At 53.2% G+C, this 25,026-nt stretch carries 16 protein-coding genes, 1 pseudogene and 2 riboswitches; of the genes and pseudogenes, 8 read left to right on the top strand and 9 right to left on the bottom strand.

Annotated features, from left to right (window positions below):
- Positions 1 to 265: 265 nt before the first annotated feature.
- Positions 266 to 3,364, top strand: a complete 3,099-nt coding sequence (locus tag NYE26_RS00325) for an EAL domain-containing protein (RefSeq protein ID WP_339257701.1) — start codon at positions 266 to 268, stop codon at positions 3,362 to 3,364.
- A gap of 158 nt (positions 3,365 to 3,522) precedes the next feature.
- On the opposite strand, the gene NYE26_RS00330 is transcribed toward NYE26_RS00325, so the two are convergent.
- Complete coding sequence (locus tag NYE26_RS00330) at positions 3,523 to 4,533, bottom strand: GGDEF domain-containing protein (RefSeq protein ID WP_339253118.1); 1,011 nt, start codon at positions 4,531 to 4,533, stop codon at positions 3,523 to 3,525.
- A gap of 310 nt (positions 4,534 to 4,843) precedes the next feature.
- A riboswitch (purine riboswitch) is annotated at positions 4,844 to 4,943 on the top strand.
- A 138-nt stretch (positions 4,944 to 5,081) separates the two neighbouring features.
- On the opposite strand from NYE26_RS00330, the gene NYE26_RS00335 reads away from it, so the two are divergent.
- Together NYE26_RS00335 and NYE26_RS00340 are read left to right on the top strand one after the other, a co-directional pair.
- Positions 5,082 to 6,512 (top strand): NAD(P)/FAD-dependent oxidoreductase, encoded by a 1,431-nt coding sequence (locus NYE26_RS00335; protein ID WP_339253120.1) that lies wholly within the window; start codon positions 5,082 to 5,084, stop codon positions 6,510 to 6,512.
- A 70-nt stretch (positions 6,513 to 6,582) separates the two neighbouring features.
- Positions 6,583 to 8,100 (top strand): methyl-accepting chemotaxis protein, encoded by a 1,518-nt coding sequence (locus NYE26_RS00340; RefSeq protein WP_339253122.1) that lies wholly within the window; start codon positions 6,583 to 6,585, stop codon positions 8,098 to 8,100.
- Positions 8,101 to 8,395: 295 nt separating this feature from the next.
- Here the strand turns inward: NYE26_RS00340 and NYE26_RS00345 are convergent, their stop codons facing one another.
- The gene (locus tag NYE26_RS00345; RefSeq protein WP_051477874.1) at positions 8,396 to 9,076 is read right to left on the bottom strand and encodes a class I SAM-dependent methyltransferase; all 681 of its coding nucleotides are present in this window, start codon (positions 9,074 to 9,076) and stop codon (positions 8,396 to 8,398) included.
- Positions 9,077 to 9,636: 560 nt separating this feature from the next.
- On the opposite strand from NYE26_RS00345, the gene NYE26_RS00350 reads away from it, so the two are divergent.
- The 4 genes and pseudogenes from NYE26_RS00350 (at position 9,637) to NYE26_RS00365 (ending at position 15,063) form a co-directional block, all read left to right on the top strand.
- The gene (locus NYE26_RS00350; protein ID WP_339253123.1) at positions 9,637 to 11,298 is read left to right on the top strand and encodes a sensor histidine kinase; all 1,662 of its coding nucleotides are present in this window, start codon (positions 9,637 to 9,639) and stop codon (positions 11,296 to 11,298) included.
- Positions 11,295 to 12,026 (top strand): LytTR family DNA-binding domain-containing protein, encoded by a 732-nt coding sequence (locus NYE26_RS00355; RefSeq protein ID WP_036723527.1) that lies wholly within the window; start codon positions 11,295 to 11,297, stop codon positions 12,024 to 12,026. Before NYE26_RS00350 ends, NYE26_RS00355 begins: the two co-directional genes overlap by 4 nt.
- Before the next feature lie 131 nt (positions 12,027 to 12,157).
- Positions 12,158 to 13,417 (top strand): OFA family MFS transporter, encoded by a 1,260-nt coding sequence (locus NYE26_RS00360; RefSeq protein WP_339253125.1) that lies wholly within the window; start codon positions 12,158 to 12,160, stop codon positions 13,415 to 13,417.
- 453 nt (positions 13,418 to 13,870) lie between these two features.
- Positions 13,871 to 15,063 (top strand): annotated as a pseudogene (locus NYE26_RS00365) (IS256 family transposase).
- Positions 15,064 to 15,553: 490 nt separating this feature from the next.
- Here the strand turns inward: NYE26_RS00365 and odhB are convergent.
- Together odhB and NYE26_RS00375 are read right to left on the bottom strand one after the other, a co-directional pair.
- Complete coding sequence (gene odhB / locus NYE26_RS00370; RefSeq protein ID WP_339257268.1) at positions 15,554 to 16,873, bottom strand: 2-oxoglutarate dehydrogenase complex dihydrolipoyllysine-residue succinyltransferase; 1,320 nt, start codon at positions 16,871 to 16,873, stop codon at positions 15,554 to 15,556.
- 59 nt (positions 16,874 to 16,932) lie between these two features.
- Positions 16,933 to 19,800 (bottom strand): 2-oxoglutarate dehydrogenase E1 component, encoded by a 2,868-nt coding sequence (locus NYE26_RS00375; protein WP_339253126.1) that lies wholly within the window; start codon positions 19,798 to 19,800, stop codon positions 16,933 to 16,935.
- Between the two features lie 495 nt (positions 19,801 to 20,295).
- Positions 20,296 to 20,399: riboswitch (cyclic di-GMP riboswitch) on the top strand.
- Positions 20,400 to 20,433: 34 nt separating this feature from the next.
- Here NYE26_RS00375 and NYE26_RS00380 point away from each other — a divergent pair.
- Positions 20,434 to 20,577, top strand: coding sequence for an anti-repressor SinI family protein (locus tag NYE26_RS00380; RefSeq protein ID WP_143803895.1), 144 nt, complete (start codon positions 20,434 to 20,436; stop codon positions 20,575 to 20,577).
- Positions 20,578 to 20,722: 145 nt separating this feature from the next.
- On the opposite strand, the gene NYE26_RS00385 is transcribed toward NYE26_RS00380, so the two are convergent.
- From NYE26_RS00385 to NYE26_RS00405, 5 genes are all read right to left on the bottom strand, one after another.
- Positions 20,723 to 21,055: a helix-turn-helix domain-containing protein gene (locus NYE26_RS00385; RefSeq protein ID WP_036732876.1), complete on the bottom strand. Its 333-nt coding sequence runs from the start codon at positions 21,053 to 21,055 to the stop codon at positions 20,723 to 20,725.
- Positions 21,056 to 21,377: 322 nt separating this feature from the next.
- Positions 21,378 to 21,968, bottom strand: coding sequence for a TasA family protein (locus NYE26_RS00390; RefSeq protein WP_036732873.1), 591 nt, complete (start codon positions 21,966 to 21,968; stop codon positions 21,378 to 21,380).
- A gap of 37 nt (positions 21,969 to 22,005) precedes the next feature.
- Complete coding sequence (locus tag NYE26_RS00395; protein WP_036732870.1) at positions 22,006 to 22,602, bottom strand: TasA family protein; 597 nt, start codon at positions 22,600 to 22,602, stop codon at positions 22,006 to 22,008.
- A gap of 99 nt (positions 22,603 to 22,701) precedes the next feature.
- Positions 22,702 to 23,304: a signal peptidase I gene (locus NYE26_RS00400; RefSeq protein WP_339253127.1), complete on the bottom strand. Its 603-nt coding sequence runs from the start codon at positions 23,302 to 23,304 to the stop codon at positions 22,702 to 22,704.
- 1 nt (position 23,305) lies between these two features.
- Complete coding sequence (locus NYE26_RS00405; protein ID WP_339253128.1) at positions 23,306 to 24,616, bottom strand: hypothetical protein; 1,311 nt, start codon at positions 24,614 to 24,616, stop codon at positions 23,306 to 23,308.
- Positions 24,617 to 25,026: the final 410 nt, after the last annotated feature.

Here is a 25,026-nt window from a genome sequence, read left to right on the forward strand (position 1 = left end):
ACCGTTACTGTTATTATCCACACTTTAACCGCAAAAAGCAATACAAATCTAAAGTTTTTGATTAAATCTAAGATGATGCACTAAAGAATTAAGGATATGAAACCGCAGGATGTGCACAATTTATCGGAAATGAGAAAAAAGGAGCAGGAACCCTACCATATTTTGTCGAATAAGCTTGTATACATAGTTATGCCGATCTTACTTGGGATAAAGGAGAATTGCGATGAAGCGGTGTAAATTGTTGCTTCTAATTAGCATTGTGCTCATGCTTGCACACCCCGCTGCCGCTTATGCCGAAAGACAGGAAATTAAGTACCAGGCAGAACTGGAGTATCCACCTTATAAGTACATACAGAATGGTTATCTGACGGGCTTCGATATTGACCTGACAAGTATGATCTTTGAGAAGAACGAATATCTTGTCCACTACAGCACCGGGAAGTGGGAGCAGACGTACCGGCGGCTGAGTGAGGGCGGGATTGATACTACCGGGCTTATGGCTGTCAGCGAGGAGAGGAAGCAGAACATTCTTTTCTCGAGACCCGTGTTAAAAAGCTATATTTCTGTCTATTCGCGTCAGGAACTCCAGGTTGACGTGACGCTGGGCACACTCCGTAAGTACAAGATCGGTGTTGGCAAAGGACAATATGCAGAGACCATCCTGCAGAACGAGGCGGGTATCCCGCCATCAGAATACATAGAATATGCAACCGTACCGGATGCGTTGGACGCTCTGCGTCAGGGGGAGATCGACCTGCTGTTCGAGAATCAGGGGGTTGTCGATTATCTGATTGTAGAACAGGGCTTAACCGGTAATATTATCCGCAAAATGAGCAATTTGTATCCGCAGGATGTGGCCTACGGCATCAGCAAGTCCAAGCCGGAGCTGGTGTCCTACGTCAATGCAAGGCTAGAGCGTCTGGTGAGTTCAGGTGCCTTCGAAGAGCTGTACCAGCAGTATTTCTTCGTGCATTCCGACCATTATAATGAAAAGATGCGTAACCGGATTTTTACCGTATTCTCCATCGGGACCATTCTGCTGGTATTCGGTGCCGTCCTGCTCCGGATGTATATCCGGCGGCTGCGCCGTACGATTCACTCCGAACAGGAATTCTTCAAGGATGTGATCGAGAATGCCGGAGTGATTGTGTGGGCTGTTCACGGGGACAAGCGGAGCGTGCGCTTCAATAAATATGCCGAGATGATGACCGGGCTGGAGGAGAAGGAGGTGCTGGGCGTAAGCATAGATGAGCTGCCCGGCCTGGAAGACGGTGCAGCCGTGCTTAGAGATCTCCTTGCCAGGGCGGCAGCCCGGGATTATGTGACCAATGTCGAGCTGAGGCTTCCCGGCCATTCTCCGGGTGCGCATTATTTCTCCGTCCGCACAGCCCTCATTAAGGGGATGGATGAGCAGGCGGAGGATATCTTCGTACTGGTCGGCATCGATATCGATGAACGCAAGCAGAATGAGCTTAAGCTCCAGCTTAGCTATGAGGAGCTGGAGTCTACATATGAGGAGCTGGCGGCCACAGAGGTAGAGCTGCAGGATCAGTTCAATAAGCTGGGGGTCAGCGAACGGCGGTTCCGCCTGGCTTCGGAAGGCTCTGGTGCGTACATGTGGGAGCTGGACTGGGACAGCGGCTTCTACAAGCTCTCAGACCGGTGGTACGAGGTGATGGGGTATACCGAGGCGGAGATCAACTCCTTCGAGGGAGGCGTGCTCAGCATTATTCACCCGGACGATCAGGAATCCGCGCGCAAGGCCAGACAGGAGCATCTTACCGGATTGACCCCGATCTATGAAACCGAATACCGGATGAGAACAGGGCAGGGGGAGTACATCTGGTTCGAGGTACGGGGCAAGGCAATCGTTGACCCGAAGGATCAGATCGTCCTGTTCCTCGGTTCCCTGATCGATATCAGCAAGCGCAAGCAGGCAGAATTCAAGCTGAATAACAGCTACCAGGAGCTGGAGGCGACTTATGAGCAGCTTACAGCGACCCAGCAGGAGATTGTAGGACAATATGATATGCTGCTGGAGAATCAGAAGAATATGCATCGCCTGGCGTATATGGATTCGCTCAGCAATCTTCCGAACCGGCTCAGTCTGCTGGAGACGATGGAGAGTTATTTCCGCCGGACGGGAGGCAGTGCGGCGCTGCTTTTCGTAGATATGGATAATTTCAAATACATCAATGACACGCTTGGACACAAGTCCGGCGATATTCTGATCCGCAAGGCCAGCGAACGGCTCCAGTCTGTAGTGCGTGAGGAGGATCTGCTGTCGCGGCTGGGCGGAGATGAATTTGTGATTTTCCTCAAGGATATTGAGAGCCGGGTGGATGTGCTTAATCTGGCCGAGGATATTATGCGTGCGTTCCGCAAGTCTTTTCTTATCGGTGAGAGCAATCTGTATGTGTCCTCCAGTATCGGGATCTCCTTCTACCCAGAAGACGGCGAGACGACGGAAGAGATTCTGAAGAACGCCGATGTAGCGATGTACCGGGCCAAGGAAGAGGGGAAAAGCACCTACGTCGTATATGATAAATCGATGCATACCGCCTTCAATGACCGGATGAATATTGAGAAGCATCTGCGCAGTGCAATGAATAATAACGAATTCGAGCTGCATTATCAGCCGCAGGTACAGATGGAGACCGGGCTGATCTCAGGCTTCGAGGCTCTGATCCGCTGGAACAGTCCGGTCCTCGGCTTTGTCTCCCCGCTCTCCTTCATTAAGATCGCCGAGGATTCCCGGCTGATTATCTATATCGGCGAATGGGTGCTGCGGGAGGCCTGCAAGTTCATGAACAGCATCCATCAGCGGACCGGCATTCCTTATAAAATATCGGTGAACATCTCCATCATTCAGCTCCTGCAGGATGATTTCGTAGAGATTGTGCTGGACAGTCTGGAGGAGAGCGGCCTTGTGGCATCCAGTCTGGAGCTGGAAATCACAGAGTCTATCTTCATGGAGTCGTTCGGGAGTACGGTTAGCAAGCTGGAGTTCCTGCAGTCCCGGGGGATACGGATTGCCCTGGATGATTTCGGAACGGGGTATTCCTCCCTTAGCTATCTGCAGCAGCTGCCGATCTCTACGCTCAAGATGGATAAAGTCTTCATCGATTCCTTGGCCGATAAGGCTTTTAGTGAATCTTTTGTGCAGACGATTATTACTCTGGGCCACAAGATGGGTCTGGATGTAGTAGCCGAGGGCGTGGAGGATGCCAGCCAGTGGGCCTTCCTTAGAGAATCTCATTGCGATAAAGTGCAGGGGTATCTGATCAGCCGGCCGGTGCCGCAGCGCCAGGTCATGGAGCTGCTTGTTCCGCAGAGACGGTATGGGGCGGAGGAGCTGGAATAGATATCAGAACAGGTTCAGATGACAAGCGGGTCCCCGGCATAGGCTGCTATGCACGGTGGACCCGCTTTTTTGAAATATAGAAATCATATGTTTGGGGTCCCCGCTAAATACCTGAATCATCATTGAAGCTAAAGCCACACTTTGTGGGATGGATGTACCTAGAAGATGACGATTTTGTTCTTGCCGGTTTTCTTGGCCTCGTACAGGGCGTCGTCCGCCTGCTGAAAGATAGAGCTCTTGGAATCCCCGCCGTTATATTCATGCATTCCGATGCTCACGGTAACCGATTCATTGTCCATTTCGCTGATCGGAAGGCTTGCAATTCCTGCGAGGATATTCTCCATAATGCGGCCCGAATCCTCTAATGTCTTGGATGTCAGAATAATCACGAATTCCTCCCCGCCGTACCGCGCTGCGAAATCATCCGAGCCGATATGCTGGAGCATGACAGCGGCGACCTGCCGGAGAACGATGTCTCCGACCCAGTGCCCGTACCGGTCATTGACCTTTTTGAAATTGTCGATATCAATAACCGCCAGCTGCATCGGAAAAGGATTGCTCTCTTGATGGTCAATCAGCCAGCCCAGGTACTCATGAAAGGTCTTATGGTTGTACAGGTCGGTCAGCGGGTCGATCTTGGACAGCCGGTCCATAATAATATTCTGGATGCGCAGCTCTTGCTCTGACTTCAACGAATTCTCCAGCGAGCGCATAAGATCCTTGCCCCGGGCTATAACACCGAAGCCGGCCAGGGAGGTTCCGGCTAGGATCAGGGTGATAATGATGTTCTGGATGCGTAGCGTGTAATCGGTAATAGAGGTGTTCAGAAATAGTATGATGATGTAGATCAGGGAGATCACAGAGGAAGCCCTCAGATAATTCTCCTTCAGATAGATCATGGATACCAGCAGCGGAAGCAGCATAATCAGCGGCTTCACATGATATTCGGAACTAAGATTCAGGATGAACACGATGCCGCACAGGTGGCTTCCAAGAATAATTGAGAATTCGGATAACAACGGCTTGTATTTATGGACAGCCTCCAGAATCAGCAGCAGGGCGAACAGAATAGCATCTGGAATCCAGATATGCCTAATGAGATATGGCTTGTCGGACAACTCGGGCCGGTGGCCCCACATGGATAAGTAAACATATAGCTGGCTTGCCATATAAACAAAAAGCGCCATCCAAAAGGTATTGAGGAGGACGCGGTTCCAATACATTTGGCGAGGAGTAGGGGGCGGGATCTGCATAAGATGTTCCTCATTTCCAGTGGCTATGTACTTATATATTCGACAATGTTCTTGTTTCTCCTTCTAGGTCTTATGACTGGGAATAGGTCTGAAATAACGTTCGTGTTTCTAAGGTGTTTGTTAGGTTATCTGGGTACGTGATTCTGCACAATGCTATAAACACGAACTATTCATGCTGTTCATCATTGACACATTCGGATTTATTCGGTAAAATTCCAATTGCCCCGTAATAACGGGTGAAGTTGTTCGTATATCCTCAATGATAAGGTTTGGGGGTTTCTACAGGGGACCGTAAATTCCTGGCTACGAATAGGGTGCATTTTGCATACCTATGAAGAGGCCGGGTTTTTTTGTGTGCTGATGTGTGCTGCTTGGTTAAGTGGACTAATATACTGCAGAGACGCTTTGCGGCCCCTGTCAACCGCAGGCCGAAGCCGTTTCACCTTGGGAGGAACAGAGAAGATATGAGTAAATATGATGTAATTGTTGTTGGAGCCGGTCCGGCTGGAATATTCGCCTGTTATGAATTAACACTGAAGGCCCCTGAGCTGAAGGTGCTGCTGGTGGACAAGGGACATGATATCTACCGCCGCAACTGCCCGATCCTGGAGGAGAAAATCAAGCTCTGTCCGCCCGCCTCCGGCCGTAAGGAATTCGCCGGGTGTCTGCCGGCCTGCTCCATTACTGCGGGCTTCGGCGGCGCTGGTGCGTACAGTGACGGCAAATTCAACATTACCACTGAATTCGGCGGCTGGATGACGGATTATCTGCCTCCTTCCAAGGTGATGGAGCTGATTGAATATGTAGATGGAATCAACCTGGAGCACGGGGCAACCCCGGTCATTACCGATCCGACTACGGAGAGCATTCGCGGTATCGAGCAGCGGGGATATGCCGCCGGGCTGAAGCTGCTGCGGGCGCAGGTCCGCCACCTCGGAACCGAGCAGAACCTGGAGATTCTGAAATCGATCTATGAATATCTGCGGACACGCATTGATATGTTATACAAGACAGAAGTTGAAGATATCGTTACCGTCAAAGAGAACGGAACGCACCGCATTACAGGCATTACGCTGAAGAACGGGGAGAATCATGAGGCTGGCCTGGTGATGATTGCTCCGGGTCGGGACGGCTCGGCCTGGTTGACCGAGGTGCTGAAGAAGCGCAGGCTCAAAATGTACAATAACCAGGTCGATGTCGGGGTACGTGTTGAGACCTCGGATGTGGTAATGCGGGAGATCAATGAGCATCTGTACGAGGGCAAATTCATCTTCAATACCTCCGTGGGTACACGCGTCCGTACCTTCTGCAGCAATCCTTCGGGACATGTGGTTGTGGAGAATCACAGTGGAGCGATGGCCGCGAACGGGCACTCCTATAAGGACCCAGCGCTGGGCTCGAAGAACACCAACTTTGCGCTGCTGGTCTCCCATACCTTCACCGAGCCGTTCGACAAGCCGAATGAATATGCCCGGGAGATCTGCAAGCGGGCGAATGATCTGTCCGGCGGCGGGGTCATTGTACAGAAATACGGAGATATCCTGCGGGGCCGCCGGTCTACGGAGACCCGGATTAAGGAAGGGTTCCTGGAGCCGACGCTGAAGGAAGCGGTGCCCGGTGACCTGGGTCTGGTGCTGCCGTACATCACGATGAAGAGCCTGATTGAAATGGTGGAGGCCTTGGAAAAGGTAACCCCGGGCATCGCCTCCGAACATACGCTGTTCTATGGCGTGGAAGCGAAATTCTATTCCGCCCGTCCGAAGCTGACGGATGAGTTCGAGACCGAAATCTCCGGCCTCTACTGCGGCGGCGACGGGGCAGGCATTACCCGCGGATTGGCCCAGGCCGGAGCGGCTGGCGTGTGGATCGCCCGCGGCATGATGGCGAAGAAATAGTTCCCTTAATTTAACTCTGCTGATATAATGTTAGAATACATAACATGATAGAGTGGAGTGAACGTGCAGAATGGGAATTCGCCGGAGCAAGGCCGCTATCGTTATTATTTTGCTGCTAGGTGTGGGGTTGTATGGCTTATGGATGGAGATGTACTGGGTACATAAGGTTGTCTATCTGTTGCTGATGGTAGCGCTGGCCGGGTTTGCGCTGGATATCCGCCGGGGCGGAGTGATTGGAGCCCGGCAATTGGTGGAATCACAGAGCAAGGTAGAGCGGCTGGGCAATGAAATTGTTGTCACCTCGGACCGGCTGCATGGTGCTCTGGAGGAGATTACCCGTCATACCGAAGGGCTTCAGCAGACAGCGGACTATTCGCATGCCTACGAGGTGGAGCTGCAGACCCGCAGCAATGAGGCGAAGGCCAATATTGAGGGGGCTTTTGCCAGGATGGGCGGAGTCGCAGCAGTTACCGGACAGATTGGAGAGCTGACCGGACGGCTGAGTATGGCGATGCAGGCAGCACGTACAGGGATGGCGGGGATGGTGGATTCCCTGAAGAATACAGATGAGGTCATGGAGGAATTGCAGGAGCAGAGCGGAGATATGCTGGGCAAATTCACCGTGTTAAGCGGACATATTGCGCTGGTGGAGGAGATGAACGCCCTGATCGTAGGCATCGGCAATGAGACCTCGCTGCTGGCCCTGAACGCCTCGATTGAAGCTGCGCGGGCCGGGGAAGCGGGCCGCGGATTTGCTGTGGTCGCAGGCCGGATCAGGCAGCTGGCCGATCAGAGCCGGGATTCCGTGGAGCGCTCAACGTCGGTGCTGCGGGATCTCAATCATGGCGTACGGCAGGTGCTGGAGTCGGTCACGAAGGAGCAGACAGCGGTTGCGCATGGAGTGAATGAAGTGGCGAAGGTGAAGCAGCGCCTCGGGGATATCTCGGCCCGGGTGGAGGAAGTCGGGGTCATAGTTACGGAGTCAGCGGCTGCGGCAGAGCGGCAGAACAGTCTGATCGAAGAGGTGACCGGCGAGCTGAGCGGTGCAGTGGGGATTGTCAATGAGACCATAGCAGGCGTAGACCTGACCTTGGAGCAGGTGACCCGCCAGCGCACGCAGATTGGGCAGCTTAATGAGATCAGCGCAAGCCTGCTGCTGGAATCTCAGACCCTGCAGCAGTCAGTGAACGGCATTGCCGGACGCGAAGTCATTGAGCTGAGTCAATATACGGCGCGGCTTGAGGAAATGCAGACGGTGCTTCAGGAGATAGCAGCCAAGCAGGAGATGTGTGCAGCGGATGCGGACATCCATGGCAGAGTTCTTACGGCCTGTAAGAATAAGGTGCCGGATGTGCAGGCCATCTGGTCCAACCGGACGGATGGCACCTTCATCTACTCCGAGCCTGCGGCCGGGCTGCTGAATGCGAAGCGCCGGGACTGGTGGAGCGGGGCAATGGCGGAAGGTCAGTACGTCTCGCAGCCGTATGTCTCGGCCATTACGAAGCGTTCCTGCATCACTCTCTCCAGAGCAATTACGAACAGTGACGGAGAGATTGTGGGTGTGGTGGGGATTGATCTGGCAGTCTAGAGGCATTGAACAGTGGACGCATACGGCGCAGTAAGAGAGGGATAGTAGGTTGAATTGATTAGCGGGTCATTAGGCTGGAATGGAGATATAAGCATTTTGCGAACAAACTCAAATTTGCATAAGGTGCATTAAAAACATTGGCCCCAAAAATTTCAACGACGACAGCTCTTGAACGAGATAATAAAGTCATAGACTGCCGTTGTGTTATTGAGTTAACGTGGCCCTTTAGCATAACGAAGGACTACCATACGGTAGCCCTTCGGTGTTCAAGAGTCATTCCCTGTTAATTCAACGCTTATCGCCGTACTTTCTTGCCAACAGCGAGCCCTAGACTCAACCAACGTCCTTCATCGTGCAAAATAAAATCCTTCTCGCCTTCGTAATATCGGAAATTATCGAGCATCCATTGGTAACTCTCAGAGAAGTAAGAACTTTCGGTAATTAAAAAACCTTGATTTCGAAGTAAATTGCAATTCCAATCTAACGTCCGAATCCATTTTTTATAAGACTGTAAGATATCGAAATTCTCCAAACCAAGCGGTATTGGATTCAATGTACACATAGGTTCTGCAATTCCAAAAAAACTGTTAGTGCGAGTAATGCGTGTGATTTCTTTCAGAGCTTGTTCCCTATCCTCTATCATAAAAAAAGAGCCGATACTAAAGACTGCATCAAATGCTTCGTCAGGAAATGGCATAAGTTCAGCATTCGCTCTTACTGCCAGAACGTTATTATCTACACCCTGTTCTGATGCATATTCCTGGATAACACTCAATATTTCCCACAATTCCAATGTAATTACAGTTACTCCCCAATGTTTAGCTACCGTTGCCGCAACTTGACCAGTACCAGCGCCTATTTCCAATACACGCATACCTGGCTTCAATTCTAAAGCAGTAATTAGTGGCAGAGCCATTTCGTATGAACCCGCGCCTAATGGAGTTGGGTTTTGGATACTTAGAAAAGGATTATTCAAGACATTTTTCTCCCTAATGGGGAGTCGCAGTTATAGGGCTAATTAGGCGCTATATTCCCCGTTTTTTTGCCCATTATTCTTCTTACTTTTCATGTTAACCGCCTCCAATTCTTATATATTCCAAGTTTATCAAAAAACAATCAAGGATACCATCATCTACTATCCTGCCTTGAAACTTTTTCATCGAGAGTCATAGTGACTGTTGCGCAGTCCGAAGAAAAGGTGCAGCAGTTATTTTGAGGGGCTGTTATAGCCCCCATAGATTACTTTCGTTTGTTACGGCCAATTAAGCCGCCCACTATCCAAAAGATCAAAATGCCAACAAAGGCAAATACAATCCAAAAAGCTATACGCACAGGCTATCACTCCTTTAAAACAACCTTACGATAATAGTTAATTTTCCGCAATAGAAGGGCTTTTATACTCAGTGAGGGAACACGACATGCCTGGTTTGGAAATCCAATAGAATTACCTCAACCCTTAGCGGCGGCTGCGCAGATTGCTATAACCATTATCCCAACTTATAATGGACCGATAGCTTGTCCTATGGAGGCGTGAGTGTGCAATATAATTTGAGTATTCTGCTGCAATTGTTTGAGCGGGCAGCGCTGCTGCTGATGTGTCTGTTCGTCCTGAGCCGGGTGCCGCGGTTCAAGGAGATTTTTGCCAAAGGGGTGCATGCCCCTCAGGAGCTGGCGATTGTCACGGTTATCTTCAGCCTGTTCGCCATCTTCGGAACCTACAGCGGGATTAATGTGGAAGGGTCTCTGGTCAACGTGCGGATTATCGCCATCATAGCCGGAGGGATTCTGTTCGGTCCTTGGGTCGGGCTGATTACCGGGATCATCTCGGGCGTACACCGCTTCCTGATCGATATCGGCGGGGTCACCTCGCTCCCGTGTCTGATTACCAGCATTACGGCGGGCGTGGTATCCGGGATCATCTACCGGCGCACTTCGCCTGAACGCCGCTGGATCGCTGCTATTGCCGCCGGAATGGCCTGTGAGGCATTGACGATGGCGCTGATTCTGGTGATGGCTGATCCCCATTCGCTGGGCGTGGATATCGTGTCCAAGATTGCTTTTCCGATGATAGTGGGGCAGATCTGTGCCGGGCTGATCGTTACGCTTGTGCAGAGTGTAGAAGGGGAGAAAGAACGGATTGCCGCGAAGCAGTCCAAGCTGGCGCTGGAGATTGCCAATAAGACGCTTCCGTATTTCCGCAGTATTACTCCCGAGTCGCTGCGTACCATCTGCGGAATCATCCAGGAGGATATCGGGGCGGATGCGGTGGCAATTACCGATACCAGAGTCATTCTGGCCTACGTGGGTGTCGGGGAAGAATATTATGCCGAAGCCAATGAGATCATCAGTGAGGAGACGAAGCAGACGCTGAGCAGCGGGGAGATTACCATCCGTGACGACGATACCGAATACATGAACCGTGACATCCGTTCGCTGATCATTATCCCGCTTAAGGAGAAGGGGGAGGTGACGGGATCACTCAAGATCTACTATACCCACGCGCATAAAATCACCTATTCCCTCCAGGCTATGGCGGTAGGGCTGTCACAGATCATCTCCACGCTGATGGAGGTGTCACGGGTTGAGGGGATCAAGGAGATGGCCAACAAGGCCGAGCTGAAGGCACTGCAGACCAGCATCAACCCCCATTTTCTATTCAATGCGCTGAATGCAATTATCTCCTCCATCCGGATCGATCCGGACAAGGCGCGTGAGCTGATCGTCAATCTGTCGGGGTATATGCGGTATAATCTGGAGCTGACCGATGAGTCCATAGATATCCGGCGCGAGCTGCAGCAGGTGCAGCATTATGTGGAGATTGAGAAGGCCCGCTTCGGCAGCCGGCTGAGCGTTCTGTACGATATAGATGAGGTAACGGTACGTATTCCGAGTCTGGTCATTCAGCCGCTGGTGGAGAATGCGATTATCCACGGGATTTTGAAGGGGAAAGGGAACGGAACGGTAGACATCTCGGTCAAAGACCACGGAGACAGCGTAAGGGTGCGGATTGCCGATACCGGAGCGGGGATCAGTGAAGAGACGATTGCGAAGGTCTATAGCGGAAGCATGGAAGGCAACAAAATCGGCCTCAACAACGTGCACCAGCGCATCAAGCTGATCTACGGTACGGGTCTGACCATCCGGCGGCTGGCTAAGGGGACGGAAATCTATTTTGATGTGATAAAGGAGCAGCGATGAGAGCGATCATTGTCGAGGATGAAGTGCTGGCAAGACAGGAGCTTACGTATCTGATTCAGACCCATAGCCGGATCAAGATTGCGGCGGAATTCGAGGACGGGCTGGAGGCGCTGAAGTACCTGCAGACCGATACGGTGGATGTGATTTTCCTGGATATCAATATCCCTTCGATCGACGGGGTGCTGCTGGCCCATAATATCAGCCGGTTCGCGGTCAAGCCGTATATTGTGTTCATTACAGCCTATAAGGAGCATGCCGCCGAGGCGTTCGAGATTGAAGCATTCGACTATATTCTGAAGCCTTACAGCGAGACGCGGATCAGAGCGATGCTGCAGAAGCTGGAGGGTGCCATCGCGGCCAGGAGCCGCCAGGGGGAAGAGGGGCCGGTGAAGCTGGGCAGCGATAAGGTCAATCTGTGGAAAAATGAAAAGATTATCGTCGTCGATGCGGACGAGATCTATTATGCTTCGGCGCAGGAGAAAACAACGAGTGTGATCACCAAGGGGGAGGAATACAGCATGGCCCTCAGTATCAGTGAATTCCATACCCGCCTGCCGCAGGAGCAGTTCTTCCGCTGTCACCGCTCCTATCTGGTCAATCTGTCCAAAATCAAGGAAATCATCCCCTGGTTCAACAATACCTATCTGCTAAGGCTGCGGGATCTGAATGTGGAGGTTCCAGTCAGCCGCAGCAAGGTGAAGGAATTCAGGCAGATTATGCGTCTCTAACGGCAGTTCATTCCCCGTCAGTGTCATCTCATTCCGGATTTCTCTCAGAAGGAGCTCCTTTCGCTACAATGAAGAGGCAGAGTAAGCCTTGAAGCGATTTCAGCGACTTCAGAGAGAAAGAGGGAATTCTGATGATAACGGATACAGCCAGTAAACGGTGGCTCATCGTATTAGGTACAGTGATTATGCAAATGGGACTCGGTACCATCTACACCTGGAGCCTGTTCAATGCACATCTTGTTAGTACATTTGGTTTTGAGCTTAGCTCAGTTTCGATAACGTTCTCTATTACCAGCTTTGCCTTGGCCTTCGCCACACTGTTCGCAGGCAAGCTGCAGGACCGGTTCGGTCTCCGCAGACTGACCGCAGCTTCCGGCATCCTGCTGGGGCTGGGGCTGATGCTAAGCTCACAGGCCAGTTCCCTGCCGATGTTCTACCTGCTGGCTGGCGTAGTGGTCGGTTATGCGGACGGAACGGCGTATATTACTTCGTTGTCCAACCTGATGAAGTGGTTCCCGAAGAATAAGGGACTGATCTCCGGGGTGTCCGTGGGTGCTTACGGAACGGGCAGTCTGATCTTCAAATACATCAACGGCAGCCTGATTGAATCGGCGGGTGTGTCGAATGCTTTTCTATACTGGGGCCTAATGGTCATGCTGATGATTCTCCTCGGCTCGCTGCTGATCCGGGAGGCTCCGTTGGCTGCACCTGCTGTAACTGCTGCGGGAAACCGGGTATCGTCCGCTTCCGGGGCGGCTCTGCTGCCCAAGGATTATACCGTGAAGGAAATGCTCCGCACGAAGGAAGCGTACCTGCTGTTCGTGATCTTCTTCACCGCCTGCATGAGCGGCCTCTATCTGATCGGTATCGTGAAGGATATCGGTGTGCAGCTGGCGGGTATGGATGTGGTGACGGCGGCGAATGCTGTAGCGATGATCGCTATTTTTAATACGGCTGGACGCCTGATTCTTGGCGCATTATCCGACCGGGTAAGCCGCACCAAGCTGATTAGTATCACGCTCGCGGTAACGGCTGTGGCGATGTTTACCCTCAGCTATGCCACACTGAGCTATGGCCTGTTCTTCACCTGTGTGGCGGCCATCGCCTTCTGCTTCGGCGGTAACATTACCGTCTTCCCGGCGATTGTCAGTGACTTCTTCGGCCTGAAGAATCACAGCAAGAACTACGGCATCATCTATCAGGGCTTCGGGATCGGTGCGCTGTCCGGTTCATTCATCGCCGCCTTCCTCGGCGGGTTCAAGCCTACTTTTAACATCATCGGTCTGCTGTGTATTCTGGCCTGTATCCTGGCGGTTTCGCTGAAGCCTCCGGTAGCCAGAGCAGCCAAAGCCAAGGGAATGAGCTTGAAGCCTTCACGGCATACGGCTTAAACCATATATCGGCTTATCGACTTACGTCGGCTTAAAGTAGTATAGACAAAGAGAATAGCTTTTGGAGAAGAGATGTCCTACGTTCGCGTGAGCGGGTGGTGGAGGTCTTTTTTTCATGGTCGAAAACAAACATGTCTTTCGAGGCACAACTCCAGCATGAAAATGAGCAGTGTACCTAATACAGAATGTCGTCCGTTCAACTGTTTAACGTACTTAATTCAGCAAACCGACCACAATTGGACTGGACGCGCTGCGTAGGCCAAATGTAATCGAAAAACCGACCACAATTGGACAGGGTGCGCCGTGTCGGCCAAATGTAATCGAAAAACCGACTACAATTGGACAGGGTGGATGGCGTAAAGTAAGTTGTGTACCAAGATTTGGAGCCTAGTCAGGCACCAAAAAAGTAGGGTATCCTCGGGATTGCGAAACCACCAAGGAGGAACCCTACCAATGAATATTTTACCCGAAAGTTCTCTGAATAATCTATTTGAAAAACTTGTTAAAGATTTTGTGAAAGACAACATGGAACGCCTGTTGCGCGCCGAAATCCAGGGGTTTATGGAGAGTGAAGAAGTGGCGCCAGCAATAGTCGCAATGGCTACTATACGCGAGATTTACACACGAAATACGGCCATATCGAGGATCTTCAGGTGCCCCGGGACCGCCAAAGCCTTTTCCAGACGCAGTTGTTTGAGCCGTACCAGCGGCGGGACGGATGGTTAGAAGAGGCCGTCATCCAAATGTATAAATCGGGCATGGGTACGCGGGATGTGGCCCGGTTCATTGAAAGTATGTTTGGCAGCCACTACTCCCCCACCACGGTCAGCAATATTACGGCTACAGTGCTGGACGATATCCACCAGTGGCAAAAGCGGCCACTGAGCAAACGGTACTCCGTCATCTACTTAGATGGGCTGTACGTGAAGCTGAAACGGGGCACGGTTCGTGGTGAAGTGGTCTACTTTGCGATGGGAATTGACGAGGAGGGCCAGCGTCAAATTCTCGGGTTCTACGTGGGTGGCCAAGAGAGTTCGAATGGCTGGCGGGAGGTACTCAAAGACCTGTACGACCGCGGAGCGCAGGAAGTCCTGCTGGGTGTGTTTGACGGGCTACCGGGACTGGATGCGGCGTTTAAAGAGACCTATCCTCAGGCGGATGTACAGCATTGCGTAGTGCACAAAGTGCGGGCCACGTTTCATAAAATTCGGGTGGAGCACAAAACCGATGTCATGGAGGCGTTGAAAACCGTATATACGGCACCGGATGAAGTGGTAGCCCGGGCTAACTTTGATACGGTCAAAGCGAAGTGGAACAAGCTGTATCCGAAGGAAATGAGGTCCTGGGAGGAACAGTTATCCACACTCCTGACGTTCTACAACTATCCGCTGTCGATCCGTAAAGCGATCTACACGTCGAACCCCATCGAGCGGATGAACAAGGAAATCCGCAAGCGTCTGAAACCGATGAACAGTCTGACAAACATGGATGCCGCAGAGAAAATCGTGTACCTGGAGATGCTGGAATACAATGAACGTCATGCAGGGCGGGTCGCCCAAGGCTTTGGAGTGGATGCCGTTAAAAAGAAGCTAAAAGAGCTATTCGAAACACGCTACCCCTCTTTGCCCACACCGGAAGAGGCGTAACAGAGAAATCCAGTTTCTGGGAGTCGGGGTTCCCCCTCCCCCAGAAACACTACATCCCAACCCGTAACCCGGGGGAGGCACTTCTACTCTTTTACACAAACTTCTTGACGCTACCACTGGGTGGGTAGCGTCGGCCAAATGTAATCGAAAAACCGACTACAATTGGACAGGGTGCGCCGCATCGGCCAAATGTAATCGAAAAACCGACTACAATTGGACTGGGTGCGCCGCGTCGGCCAAATGTAATCGAAAAACCGATCACAATTGGCCCGGACGCTACCTCGTCGGCTAAATGTGGTCGAAAAACCGACCACATTTAGCGCGGTGGAGGTGCGTGGGCTGCTGAGAACAGGCGCATGTTGGTATGAGCGGGTATGGCGGAGGCAGAGTCAGCGGATATAGCAAAAAGGCATCCGGGAGGGCGTAGGGTTACGCTCTAACGGGTGCCTTTATGTTAATTAAATGGTTGGAGAAGCGATGGGCCGGGGGCTTAGCCTTCCAGCAGCAGGGATTCCGGGTCCTCCAGCAATTCCTTGACTCTGACCAGGAAGCTGACCGCTTCTGATCCGTCCACGATCCGGTGATCGTAGGACAAGGCGATGTACATCATCGGACGGTTGACCGTGCGCTCCTCATCCAGCGCGATGGGGCGCAGCTGGATCTTGTGCATGCCGAGAATGCCGACCTGCGGGGTATTGAGGATCGGTGTGGACAGCAGGGAGCCGAACACTCCGCCGTTCGTGATGGTGAAGGTGCCGCCCTGAAGCTCCGGCAGGCTGAGCGTATTGGCGCGCGCCTTGGAGGCCAGCTCGCCGATACGCCGCTCGATCTCTGGGAAGCTAAGCCGGTCGGCATCGCGGACGACCGGTACGACCAGGCCTTCCTTGGCAGCTACGGCAATGCCGATGTCGTAATATTTTTTCAGCAGGAGATCTTCTCCGTCGATCTCGGCGTTCAGCATCGGGTAAGCCTTGAGCGCGCCGATGACGGCCTTGGTGAAGAAGGACATGAAGCCGAGTCCGACCTCGTGCTTCTCCTTGAAGGCATCCTTGCGGCGCTTGCGGATGTCGAGAATGGCGGTCATGTCCACCTCGTTGAAGGTGGTCAGCATCGCGGCCGTCTGCTGCGCTTCGACCAGGCGGCTGGCAATCGTCAGCCGCCGCCGCGACATGCGCTTGCGCTCGGTGGCTTTGCCGTCCTCGGCGTGCGGCGCCTTGCCCGCTGCCGGCGGCGCGCGGGCTTCATGCGGCTCCGGCCGCGCGGCCGCCGGAGCTGCTGGCGCAGCGGCCTGCGGCCCGGCTGCGCCATGACCATCCACATCGGCCTGACCGATCCGGCCGATTGGGTCGCGGGCACTGACCTCGCCGAGGTCGATGCCCCGCTCCCGCGCCAGCTTGCGCGCCCCCGGCGAAGCCAGGGCCGCAGTGCCTGCCGCCGCACCTTCGGCGGCGGCTGGAGCCGTTACCGCAGCGGCCGGTTCAGCCGCTGCGGTACTTGCGGCAGCAGCAGGCGCGCTGCCGCTCTGCGGAGCATTATCTGCTGCAGGCTTGCCCCCGCTGGCAGCACCTGCCCCGGCGGCGCTGCCGATGATGCCGATGGCTTCGCCAACGGCAACGTTCTCGCCCGCCTGGCGCAGGATGGAGGAGATGACGCCGTCCTCCTCCGCACTGATCTCGAGATTGACCTTGTCGGTCTCAAGCTCGGCAAGCACATCTCCCTGGCCGACAGTGTCGCCTTCTTTAACCAGCCATTTGTAGATCGTTCCTTCGGAAATCGATTCGCCCAAATCGGGTACTTTTATCTCGGACACAGGCCGTACCTCCCCAAATATAGTGGTGTGCGTGATATCGGATGACCGCCTTGCTGTGCTCAGGAAGACGGTACAGGTGCTTGCACTGCAGCATTCAATTTCAGGGCTTCCCGGACAATGCGCCGCTGCTCGAAGCTGTGGACATCTGCGTAGCCGCTGGCCGGACTGGAACGGTCCGGACGGCCGATATACTGGACAGTGACCTTCTGCGGTGCGATGGCGCGCAGCCGGGATTCGGCATACGTCCACCCGCCCATATTCTTCGGTTCTTCCTGCACCCAGACGATCTCCTCCAGAGAGCTGAAGCTGCTCAGGTGAGCGCCAAGCTCGCGTTCCGGGAACGGATAGAGCTGTTCCATGCGCAAAATGTGCAGCCAGGAGAAGTCCTGTCCGCGCGTTGCCTCCAGCTCCGTCTGCAGGTCGATGGCCACCTTGCCGCTGCATACCACGAGGCGCTTCACGGCTTCCGGCTTACTGCCGAGCAGCGGCTCGGGAAGAACCGGCTGGAAGGTGCCCGAAGCGAGATCCGCTCCCGCCGAGGTGCTGCGCGTGTTACGGATCAGGCTCTTCGGCGCCATGATCACCAGCGGCCGGGCATCCGGTTGTCCGCAGAGCGCGGCCTGACGGCGGAGCAGATGGAAATACTGCGCAGCGCTGGTCAGGTTGGCTACAGTCCAGTTCTCCTCGGCGGAGAGCTGGAGGAACCGTTCCATTCGGCCGCTGGAGTGCTCTGGTCCTTGGCCTTCATAGCCATGAGGCAGCAGGATTGTCAGATTGCTGCGCTGCGTCCACTTGGCACGGTAAGCGGAAATGAACTGGTCGATAATGACCTGAGCGGCATTGGCGAAGTCGCCATATTGAGCCTCCCAGATGACGAAGGTCTCCGGTGCGAACACGTTATAACCATATTCGAAGCCGAGGACAGAGGCCTCGGACAGCGGACTGTTGTAGACGCCGAATGAAGCGCTGGAATCACTCAGCTGATGCAGCGGAGAATAGAGTTCGCCGTTCTCGCTGTCATGCAGCACCAGATGGCGGTGGGCGAAGGTGCCGCGCTGTGAATCCTGTCCGCTGAGGCGGATCGGCGTGCCATCCTTCAGGATGGTCGCGAAGGCCAGTGTCTCTGCCAGTGCCCAGTCTACCCGCTCTCCGTCATTCAGCGCATCCTTGCGGCGCTGCAGAATCCGTTCCAGCTTCGGATAGACCTTGAAGCCCGCCGGTACGCGCAGCAGCTCGCGGTTAATTTCCTGCAGACCGGCCAGAGGGAAGGCTGTCGGACGCTGCTGGGGACTGCTGTTATCCAGCGCGACGGCGGTTTTGGACTCCGCATTCTTCTGCTTGCCTTCCTTCATCTGATCGAAGGCCTGCTGGAGGACGCTCTCAGCCTCGGCAATCATGTTCTTCAGATCATCGGCTGTGATTACCTTCTCGCGCTCCAGGCGTTCTGCATAAGCACGGTACACAGTAGGGTGGTTCCGCACTTTGCCGTACACAATCGGCTGGGTCGTCTCGGGATCATCCATTTCATTATGTCCGTGGCGGCGGTAGCCGATCAGATCAATCAGGAAGTCCTTCTTGAACATATGGCGGTAAGCGCTGGCCAGACGGACTGCGGCAATGCAGGCTTCCGGGTCATCGGCATTGACATGCACAACCGGAATCTCATACCCTTTGGCCAGGTCGCTGGCATAATGGGTGGAGCGGGAATCCTCGCTCTCGGTGGTGAAGCCGATCCGGTTATTGACGATAATATGCACGGTACCGCCATTCTGATAACCCTGCAATTTGCCGATATTAAGCGTCTCAGCCACAATACCTTCGCCAGGGAAGGCTGCATCGCCGTGCATCAGCACAGCCATAGCCTTGCTTGTGTTCAGCTTAGGCAGTCCCGGAGCGTTGCGTTCTTCCTGTGCGGCGCGTGTGAAGCCCTCGACTACAGGATTGACGAATTCAAGATGGCTGGGGTTATTGGCCAGCGTGATCCGGGTACGTACGGTTTCGCCTTCGCGGACGGCACGGTCAGCCCCGAGATGGTACTTCACATCACCGCTCCACCCGTAAGTCACGCCCATGGAGCCTTCCGAAGGGAACAGCTCTTTGTTCGGCGAATGATGGAACTCTGAGAAAATAATATCATAAGGCTTGCCCAGAATATGGGCCAGCACATTAAGTCTTCCGCGGTGGGCCATACCCATCAGGATATGCTCGGCGCCGTCATGCGCGGCAGCCCGCACAATCTCATCCAGCATCGGCACAAGGGCATCATTGCCCTCCAGGCTGAAGCGCTTTTGGCCGACGAAGGTCTTGTGCAGGAAGGTCTCGAAATGCTCCACCTGAACCAGCCGCTTCAGCAGCTCTTTGCGTTCTGTATTATTCAGCGGGGCAGGGGAGGTCATCGATTCCGCCTGGCTGTTGAGCCAACGCAGCTCGCGTTCATCATGCACATGCCCGAATTCATAAGCAATGGTCTGTGTATAGGCCTGGCGCATTCTGTGGACGGCATCCATCGCGGTATGCACATCCGCAGGGGCATTATCCCAGATCAGCGAAGCGGGCAGGGCATTAAGATCCTCACGGGTAAGCTCGTAGGTCTCCAGCTCCAGCCATTTGGCCATCGGGTTCGTGCTGCGCTCCAGCGGGTCAATGTCTGCGGCCATATGGCCATATATTCGAATATTGGCGATCAGCTTCGAGGCCTTGACAGCCTTCTTGAGCCACTCGGCATCTGCTGATACGGCAGGCCTTGGAGCCCTCTCGGCATCGGGTGCCAGTGGAGGGGGGCCGGATACGGTGAAGAGATCGCGGTAATGCTGTTCAACAGAAGAGGGGTCCTTGACAAATTGCTCATATCTTTCTTGGATGTAGCCCAGGTTGGGGCCGTAGTATTTGCTCCATACTGTGTCGTTATAGGGCTCTTTGACTGCCATGAATAGGTCCTCCTAACGGATAAACTCCACGCGAGGCATCCAGTGTGCCACTTGGCGGAGCTGCAAATGTTTGCGGTTTCATTCTCATCCTATTGTGCTACTTTCCGGCGGGGTAATCAATTCATACTTTCGGTCAATCCGTTCGCAATTTGGCATGATTCATTACAGTATTCATACGGAACTATCATAAATAGAAAAAACTCATATAACAGCCCGTTATACATACAAATGGGTAATTGTCTCTATACGATGTTGCGTGCAGCGGCAAGTCGGGGCGGATGGGGTTCCCTTTAGTATAATTAAACTATTAGCTAGTGTTTGAACTTGGAACTGGAAATATTTATACAAGCCGCTGGCAATTTCAGCTAAGTTTCCTCACATTTTTTCATAAAAAAATTCCAGAAAACGACACACTAATTGCGTATGATCTTGTATAATGTTATTGCGGAGAACGGTTTCATCGATTCTTGCCAGATCCTTTCATGATGGAAAGGGTCCAGTAAAAGGTAAACCTGCCGAAAGACAGGGGCACAAAGTCTCGGATCTAAAGTAGAAATACTACAAAGTAGCAATACTACTATGATGGCCGGACTGCCTGGGGACGCGAAAATTCTAGGAGGAGATTTCTTGGATATGTCCAACCAGGGGAATGACGAGCTGCAGGCAGTAGATCTGGATTTAGAATGGGTGCACTTGCTGATGTCTGCCAAGCAGGCGGGGATCGCGGCGGAGGATATCCGCCGGTTTCTAAGTGAGAAGGCGCTCCAGGCGATGTAAGGGCGGTCATCATTGTTCGGATACATACAGAAAAGGCACAGCGTCCGGTACGCTGTGCCTTTTCTGTATGCCGCTTGAAAGGCTGCCTTCGCCGAAGGCGGCCTCCCTGCCGTGCGGAATCTTCCCTGTGGCATATAATGCCCGTCTAGTTGTCCTTTTGTTCCATGCGCCATTTCTGGTAATCGAGGAATTCCTTGAATTCGCGTTTGCTTATACCGGAGGCCATGGCCTCCTGAACAAGCCGGAACCATTCCCCGTCCAGAGCCTGTTCTTCCGTCTCTGCCAGTCCGCCATACAACAGTGCATGAATGGATACCTGAAGCGCGTCAGCGATTTTTTCGATGAATTGAATGGAGGGGTTGGATTGAATGTTCCGTTCCACATTACTGAGGTATGATTTCGCCACATCAGCCTTATCGGCAAGCTCGGATAACGAATAGCCCTTCTCCAGCCGGAGTTTGTGGATGCGGCTTCCCATAGTATCTGACACGATTACAACGCCCTCCGTACTTTTTTTGGTGAAAAATAAGAAGTTATATGCTTTGCGCTATACATTCTCCTTATCTTTCTCGTTGAAACGGTACCGCCCGTTCAAAGTAAGCAAAGCCGTTTTCTCTTGTCAGTATAACAAAAATCCGCAAAACGGACAAAAATCCTTGAACCCGGCAGCGGGAAAAAAGAAACGGCATACCCGGCCCGGATGAGGGAGGATATGCCGTCTTGATGGATTGCTGAAACGCTGCCTTCCTAATAAAAGGTGGCAGCAAAGCCATTTTCACTTGTATAGGCTGGCCCCTGATCTACTTGGCTTCTCCCACTCCTTGAAGAGCATCGAAGGTCCAGTTCAGAGCTAAGCCGTCACCCTGGAAAATGTTCTGATCGAGCGTGTTGTCTACGAATTCGAAGGCGATCTTGAAGGTCTTGGACCCGGCGGCGGCAATCCCTCCTGGCAGTACACCTGCTGCTACGAGATCGTAGCTGGGGGTATTTTTCAGATCCTTCAGGGAGATCTCGGACAGCACATGACCGCTTAATGATCCGCCGGTGTACGTATTATCGAGGAGCTTGACCTTGAAGTGGTCTCCGAGATCCTGGCCCGCGTTATCGCCCTTGGCATCGGTCACGGTGTAAGTGGTGGCAAGCTTGAGGAATTTGATATCCAGTGTGCCGTCATTGGACAAGGTGAAGGTGCGGACGGTGTAGTCTCCCGGCTTCAGATTCGTCAGCGCTACCGGAGTATTGAAGGAAGAGCCGAGCTTCAGCGTACCCGCTGCGAAGGTTGCCGTGCTGGTAGCTGTGGAGCTGAAGTAAGCGAAGGTGCCCCCGCCGATTAAAGACAAGCCCAGTGCTGCCGATGCTACGCCAAGACCCAATGTTTTTTTGATACCCATTATTTATTTCCTCCTCGAATGGTTTGTTTTTGTGGAATTATTTGAGCGTGCCTTTTTCCTGGTTGGCTTCGAAATTCAGAGTCAGTGCAAGCGTGTCGCCCTGATAATAGTTCTGCGGCTGGAGGGTCTCCTTGAAGGCGAACTGGATGGTCAGGTTATCCGAGGTGCCGGCTTTGATGCCGGACTTCTCTCCGCCTAAGATCGCTCCGAGAATTCCCCGGGCCACCAGATCGGGACTCTCCTGCTCCAGATCGGCCAGCGAGATGACCAGGAGCGGCGATTCCTTCTTATCCTTGTTCACGAGGAAGGTCACAATAATATCATCCTTGAAATTATGGGAGCCGTTGTCTCCCTGGGCGTCTGTAATGGCCGATGAGGTGCGCAGTACCACTTTGGGAATATTGAGCGTCCCGTCATTTTTAAGTTTGAAGTCCCGTAAGACCGTATCACCCGGCTTGAGATTGCTGAGATTAACAATGACGGAGGGGTCAGATTGCAGTGATAGGGTTCCGTTGTTAAAAGAAGCTGAGGAAGTAGAAGTGCTGCTGAAGTAAGCGAAGGTGCCTCCGCCGACCAGGGTTAAGCCTAATGCTGCCGATACAACGCCGAGACCTAATGTTTTTTTGACGTTCATTTGTTCATCCCTCTCTTATGAGTCTGCTTTGTGCATAGCCGGTGCTTCCGGCAAGCTGTATTGTGGCTCCGCGTTTCGTAAACGGGAGAGAACAATTGATCATTGTACGAGATCAGTCAGAGTATCCGGCCCGCCGCTGCTGGCTGCGGATGACGGGGCATTCTTCTTTTCCAGTGCTGCAACGGCCTTCCAGGAAGAATACAGCGCGTAGAGAAGCAGGAGCAGTCCGGGAATAATCATCAGCACTACGCTTCCGGCTTTGGAGACTGCGAAGCTCATGGCATAGCCCGCATAGGGGACGGTCACGCCGGTGTACTCACCTACCACATTCGTGGAACTGACGGCTGCGGTGTCGGCTGAATCATTATTGTCGCCCTTGGTGGTGTAGCTGGCTTCCCCCAGAGCACTGTTCAGCTCGGCATCGACCACGCGGTGGGTAATCAGAATATTATCGGGATTCAGAAAAGTGATCACATCGCCCTTCTGGAACCGGGTCATATCCCCGCCCGGCTTAATGGCCACAATGGAACCGGTCTGGATGCCGGGCTCCATGGAGCCGGATAATACCGTCTTGATCTGGTAGCCGAAGAAGGAGGGCTCGCCGCCGGAGGCCTTGGAGATCACAACGGCTGTGATCAGCACCAGGAACACTATTAGAATCAGAGTGGAAATTATCGTATTGGCTATTTTTCGGATGCGCATCTTATTCGCCGCCTTTGCTGGTGTCGGATTGTGGAGCCGGTGTAGCTGTAGGAGCAGGCTGCGCGCCGTCCATTACAGTGCCTGGAATTACGCTGCCGGGTAATGGATCTGGAGTTGCCTCCGGTAAAAGAATCTCAGACGCCGGAGTGGCAGTGGGAATAACCTCTGCTGCTGAAGAAGCTGTGGGGACTGGATTGTCCTCTACAGGCGCTTCGGGAGCGGGCACCTCTGTCGGCTGGCTTTTGTCAGGAGGACTGGTTGCGGTCGGCTGGTTCTGGGCTTGTTCATGCTCCAGCTTCAGCGCTTCGTCAGCAGCCTTCTGCTTCTCTATGGCGAGCCGCTGGGCTTCCTCCGCTCTGGCTTTATCGGCTTTTTCAAGCGCCAGGCGTTCCTCTTCCTCTTGCTGTGCCTTCGCCTTGTCCTCCAGGGCCGTCTTGGCCTCAGCGATTTCTGCCAGCCGTTCCTGCAAGGTGTGAATTGTGGAGGACAGGGTATCCTTGGACGCCGTTAATTCGGTATTCAACTGCTCATACGTGGTCAGCAGCGCGGGAGATACCTGCGAATCTGCTTGGTAGGCGCTGGTTACGAATGAGAGGATAGGCTCCTCGGCGGGGAAGCTAGAGTCATGCTGCCGGAGCAAGACGCGGTCTGGATTGCCTGTAGGCAAAGATCCGCCGAAATCATGAATCGAGCCAAGGTACTCTACAATTCCGCTTAACGTCTCCGCCAGCGATTCCGACAGAATCCCGCTTTGATGAAGACTCTCTTGAAGCTGGTCGAAGAACTGTGCATCACGGATTTCCAGACAGTTAGGGTCGAGATTCATCATATACCCTCCGAGCTTGTGCAGAATGGCCGCTGCATGGCCGATTTCCTGCAGAATTTGTTGCCAGACCGTCCCGTTGAAGCTCAGCTGCTTCTCCAGCAGGTCGATCTCGCTGCCAGCTTGAGTGAGCTCGGACGAGAGTTCATCCGCAGCCTGATCCAGCTCTGCAAGCGACAGCTCTCCGGCAGCGACTGAGGTGTTATACACTCCGCTGATGCTATGGCTGCCAAGGGAAGCTTTCAGCTCTATGACGGTGTTTAGATGCCCGCTGAATTCCGACAACAACTGCTCAATCTGACCCGGGAAAACCGAACACAGCCCGATGGAGCTGATCTGTTCCTGGGAGGTGTTGAACTCTCCATAGGTGCTGCCGATCTGGCCTGAGGTGTACATCAGGAGCACAGATATGGCCATACCCGATTGCAGAATCCGCAGGCCGAGCTTCCTGGTTTTCCGTTTGCGCCGCTTGGCAGATCTGGGGTACATAGCTAAGCCCCCTCTCGAGTTGCTAATGAATAATTCGTTATATTCGTTCTTAATAAAGAACGATATCGTAAGCAAATCATACACTGTGCTGCTCAGAAAAGAAAAATGTTATTTTCAGCGGAATGTTCGCAATAAAGTACGAAATGTATGGGATATCTCGATTTATCTGACGATATCGCTGTTTTTCACAAAAGTTCATTATAAAGAACGGTCGGCGAGCGTGGCTGGGAGGAGCGGAGAAAGGTGAGGGGGAGACGAGGGGGAGGTAAAGTGCATAGGAGTTATCCGCTGATAGTGGGCGGGGGGTGGAAATGAGGGGCATTAGTGCCCCTGAATGGGGCAAAAGTCGGCGGTAGGCGGAAATGAGGGGCATAAGTGCCCCTGAATGGGGCAAAAGTGGGCGGCGAGCG

This window comes from Paenibacillus sp. FSL P2-0136 (assembly GCF_037975325.1).
GTDB lineage: Bacteria > Bacillota > Bacilli > Paenibacillales > Paenibacillaceae > Paenibacillus_AQ > Paenibacillus_AQ silagei.

What these genes read in the sequence shown, in the direction of transcription:
- NYE26_RS00385 (WP_036732876.1), bottom strand. Translation starts at nt 21,055, where the DNA reads ATGGGAAGCCGCATCCACAAACTCCGGCTGGAGAAGGGCTATTCGTTA.
- NYE26_RS00390 (WP_036732873.1), bottom strand. Translation starts at nt 21,968, where the DNA reads ATGGGTATCAAAAAAACATTGGGTCTTGGCGTAGCATCGGCAGCACTG.
- NYE26_RS00330 (WP_339253118.1), bottom strand. Translation starts at nt 4,533, where the DNA reads ATGGCAAGCCAGCTATATGTTTACTTATCCATGTGGGGCCACCGGCCC.
- NYE26_RS00325 (WP_339257701.1), top strand. Translation starts at nt 266, where the DNA reads ATGCTTGCACACCCCGCTGCCGCTTATGCCGAAAGACAGGAAATTAAG.
- NYE26_RS00360 (WP_339253125.1), top strand. Translation starts at nt 12,158, where the DNA reads ATGATAACGGATACAGCCAGTAAACGGTGGCTCATCGTATTAGGTACA.
- NYE26_RS00380 (WP_143803895.1), top strand. Translation starts at nt 20,434, where the DNA reads ATGTCCAACCAGGGGAATGACGAGCTGCAGGCAGTAGATCTGGATTTA.
- NYE26_RS00405 (WP_339253128.1), bottom strand. Translation starts at nt 24,616, where the DNA reads ATGTACCCCAGATCTGCCAAGCGGCGCAAACGGAAAACCAGGAAGCTC.
- NYE26_RS00395 (WP_036732870.1), bottom strand. Translation starts at nt 22,602, where the DNA reads ATGAACGTCAAAAAAACATTAGGTCTCGGCGTTGTATCGGCAGCATTA.
- NYE26_RS00355 (WP_036723527.1), top strand. Translation starts at nt 11,295, where the DNA reads ATGAGAGCGATCATTGTCGAGGATGAAGTGCTGGCAAGACAGGAGCTT.
- NYE26_RS00340 (WP_339253122.1), top strand. Translation starts at nt 6,583, where the DNA reads ATGGGAATTCGCCGGAGCAAGGCCGCTATCGTTATTATTTTGCTGCTA.
- NYE26_RS00400 (WP_339253127.1), bottom strand. Translation starts at nt 23,304, where the DNA reads ATGCGCATCCGAAAAATAGCCAATACGATAATTTCCACTCTGATTCTA.
- NYE26_RS00335 (WP_339253120.1), top strand. Translation starts at nt 5,082, where the DNA reads ATGAGTAAATATGATGTAATTGTTGTTGGAGCCGGTCCGGCTGGAATA.
- NYE26_RS00375 (WP_339253126.1), bottom strand. Translation starts at nt 19,800, where the DNA reads ATGGCAGTCAAAGAGCCCTATAACGACACAGTATGGAGCAAATACTAC.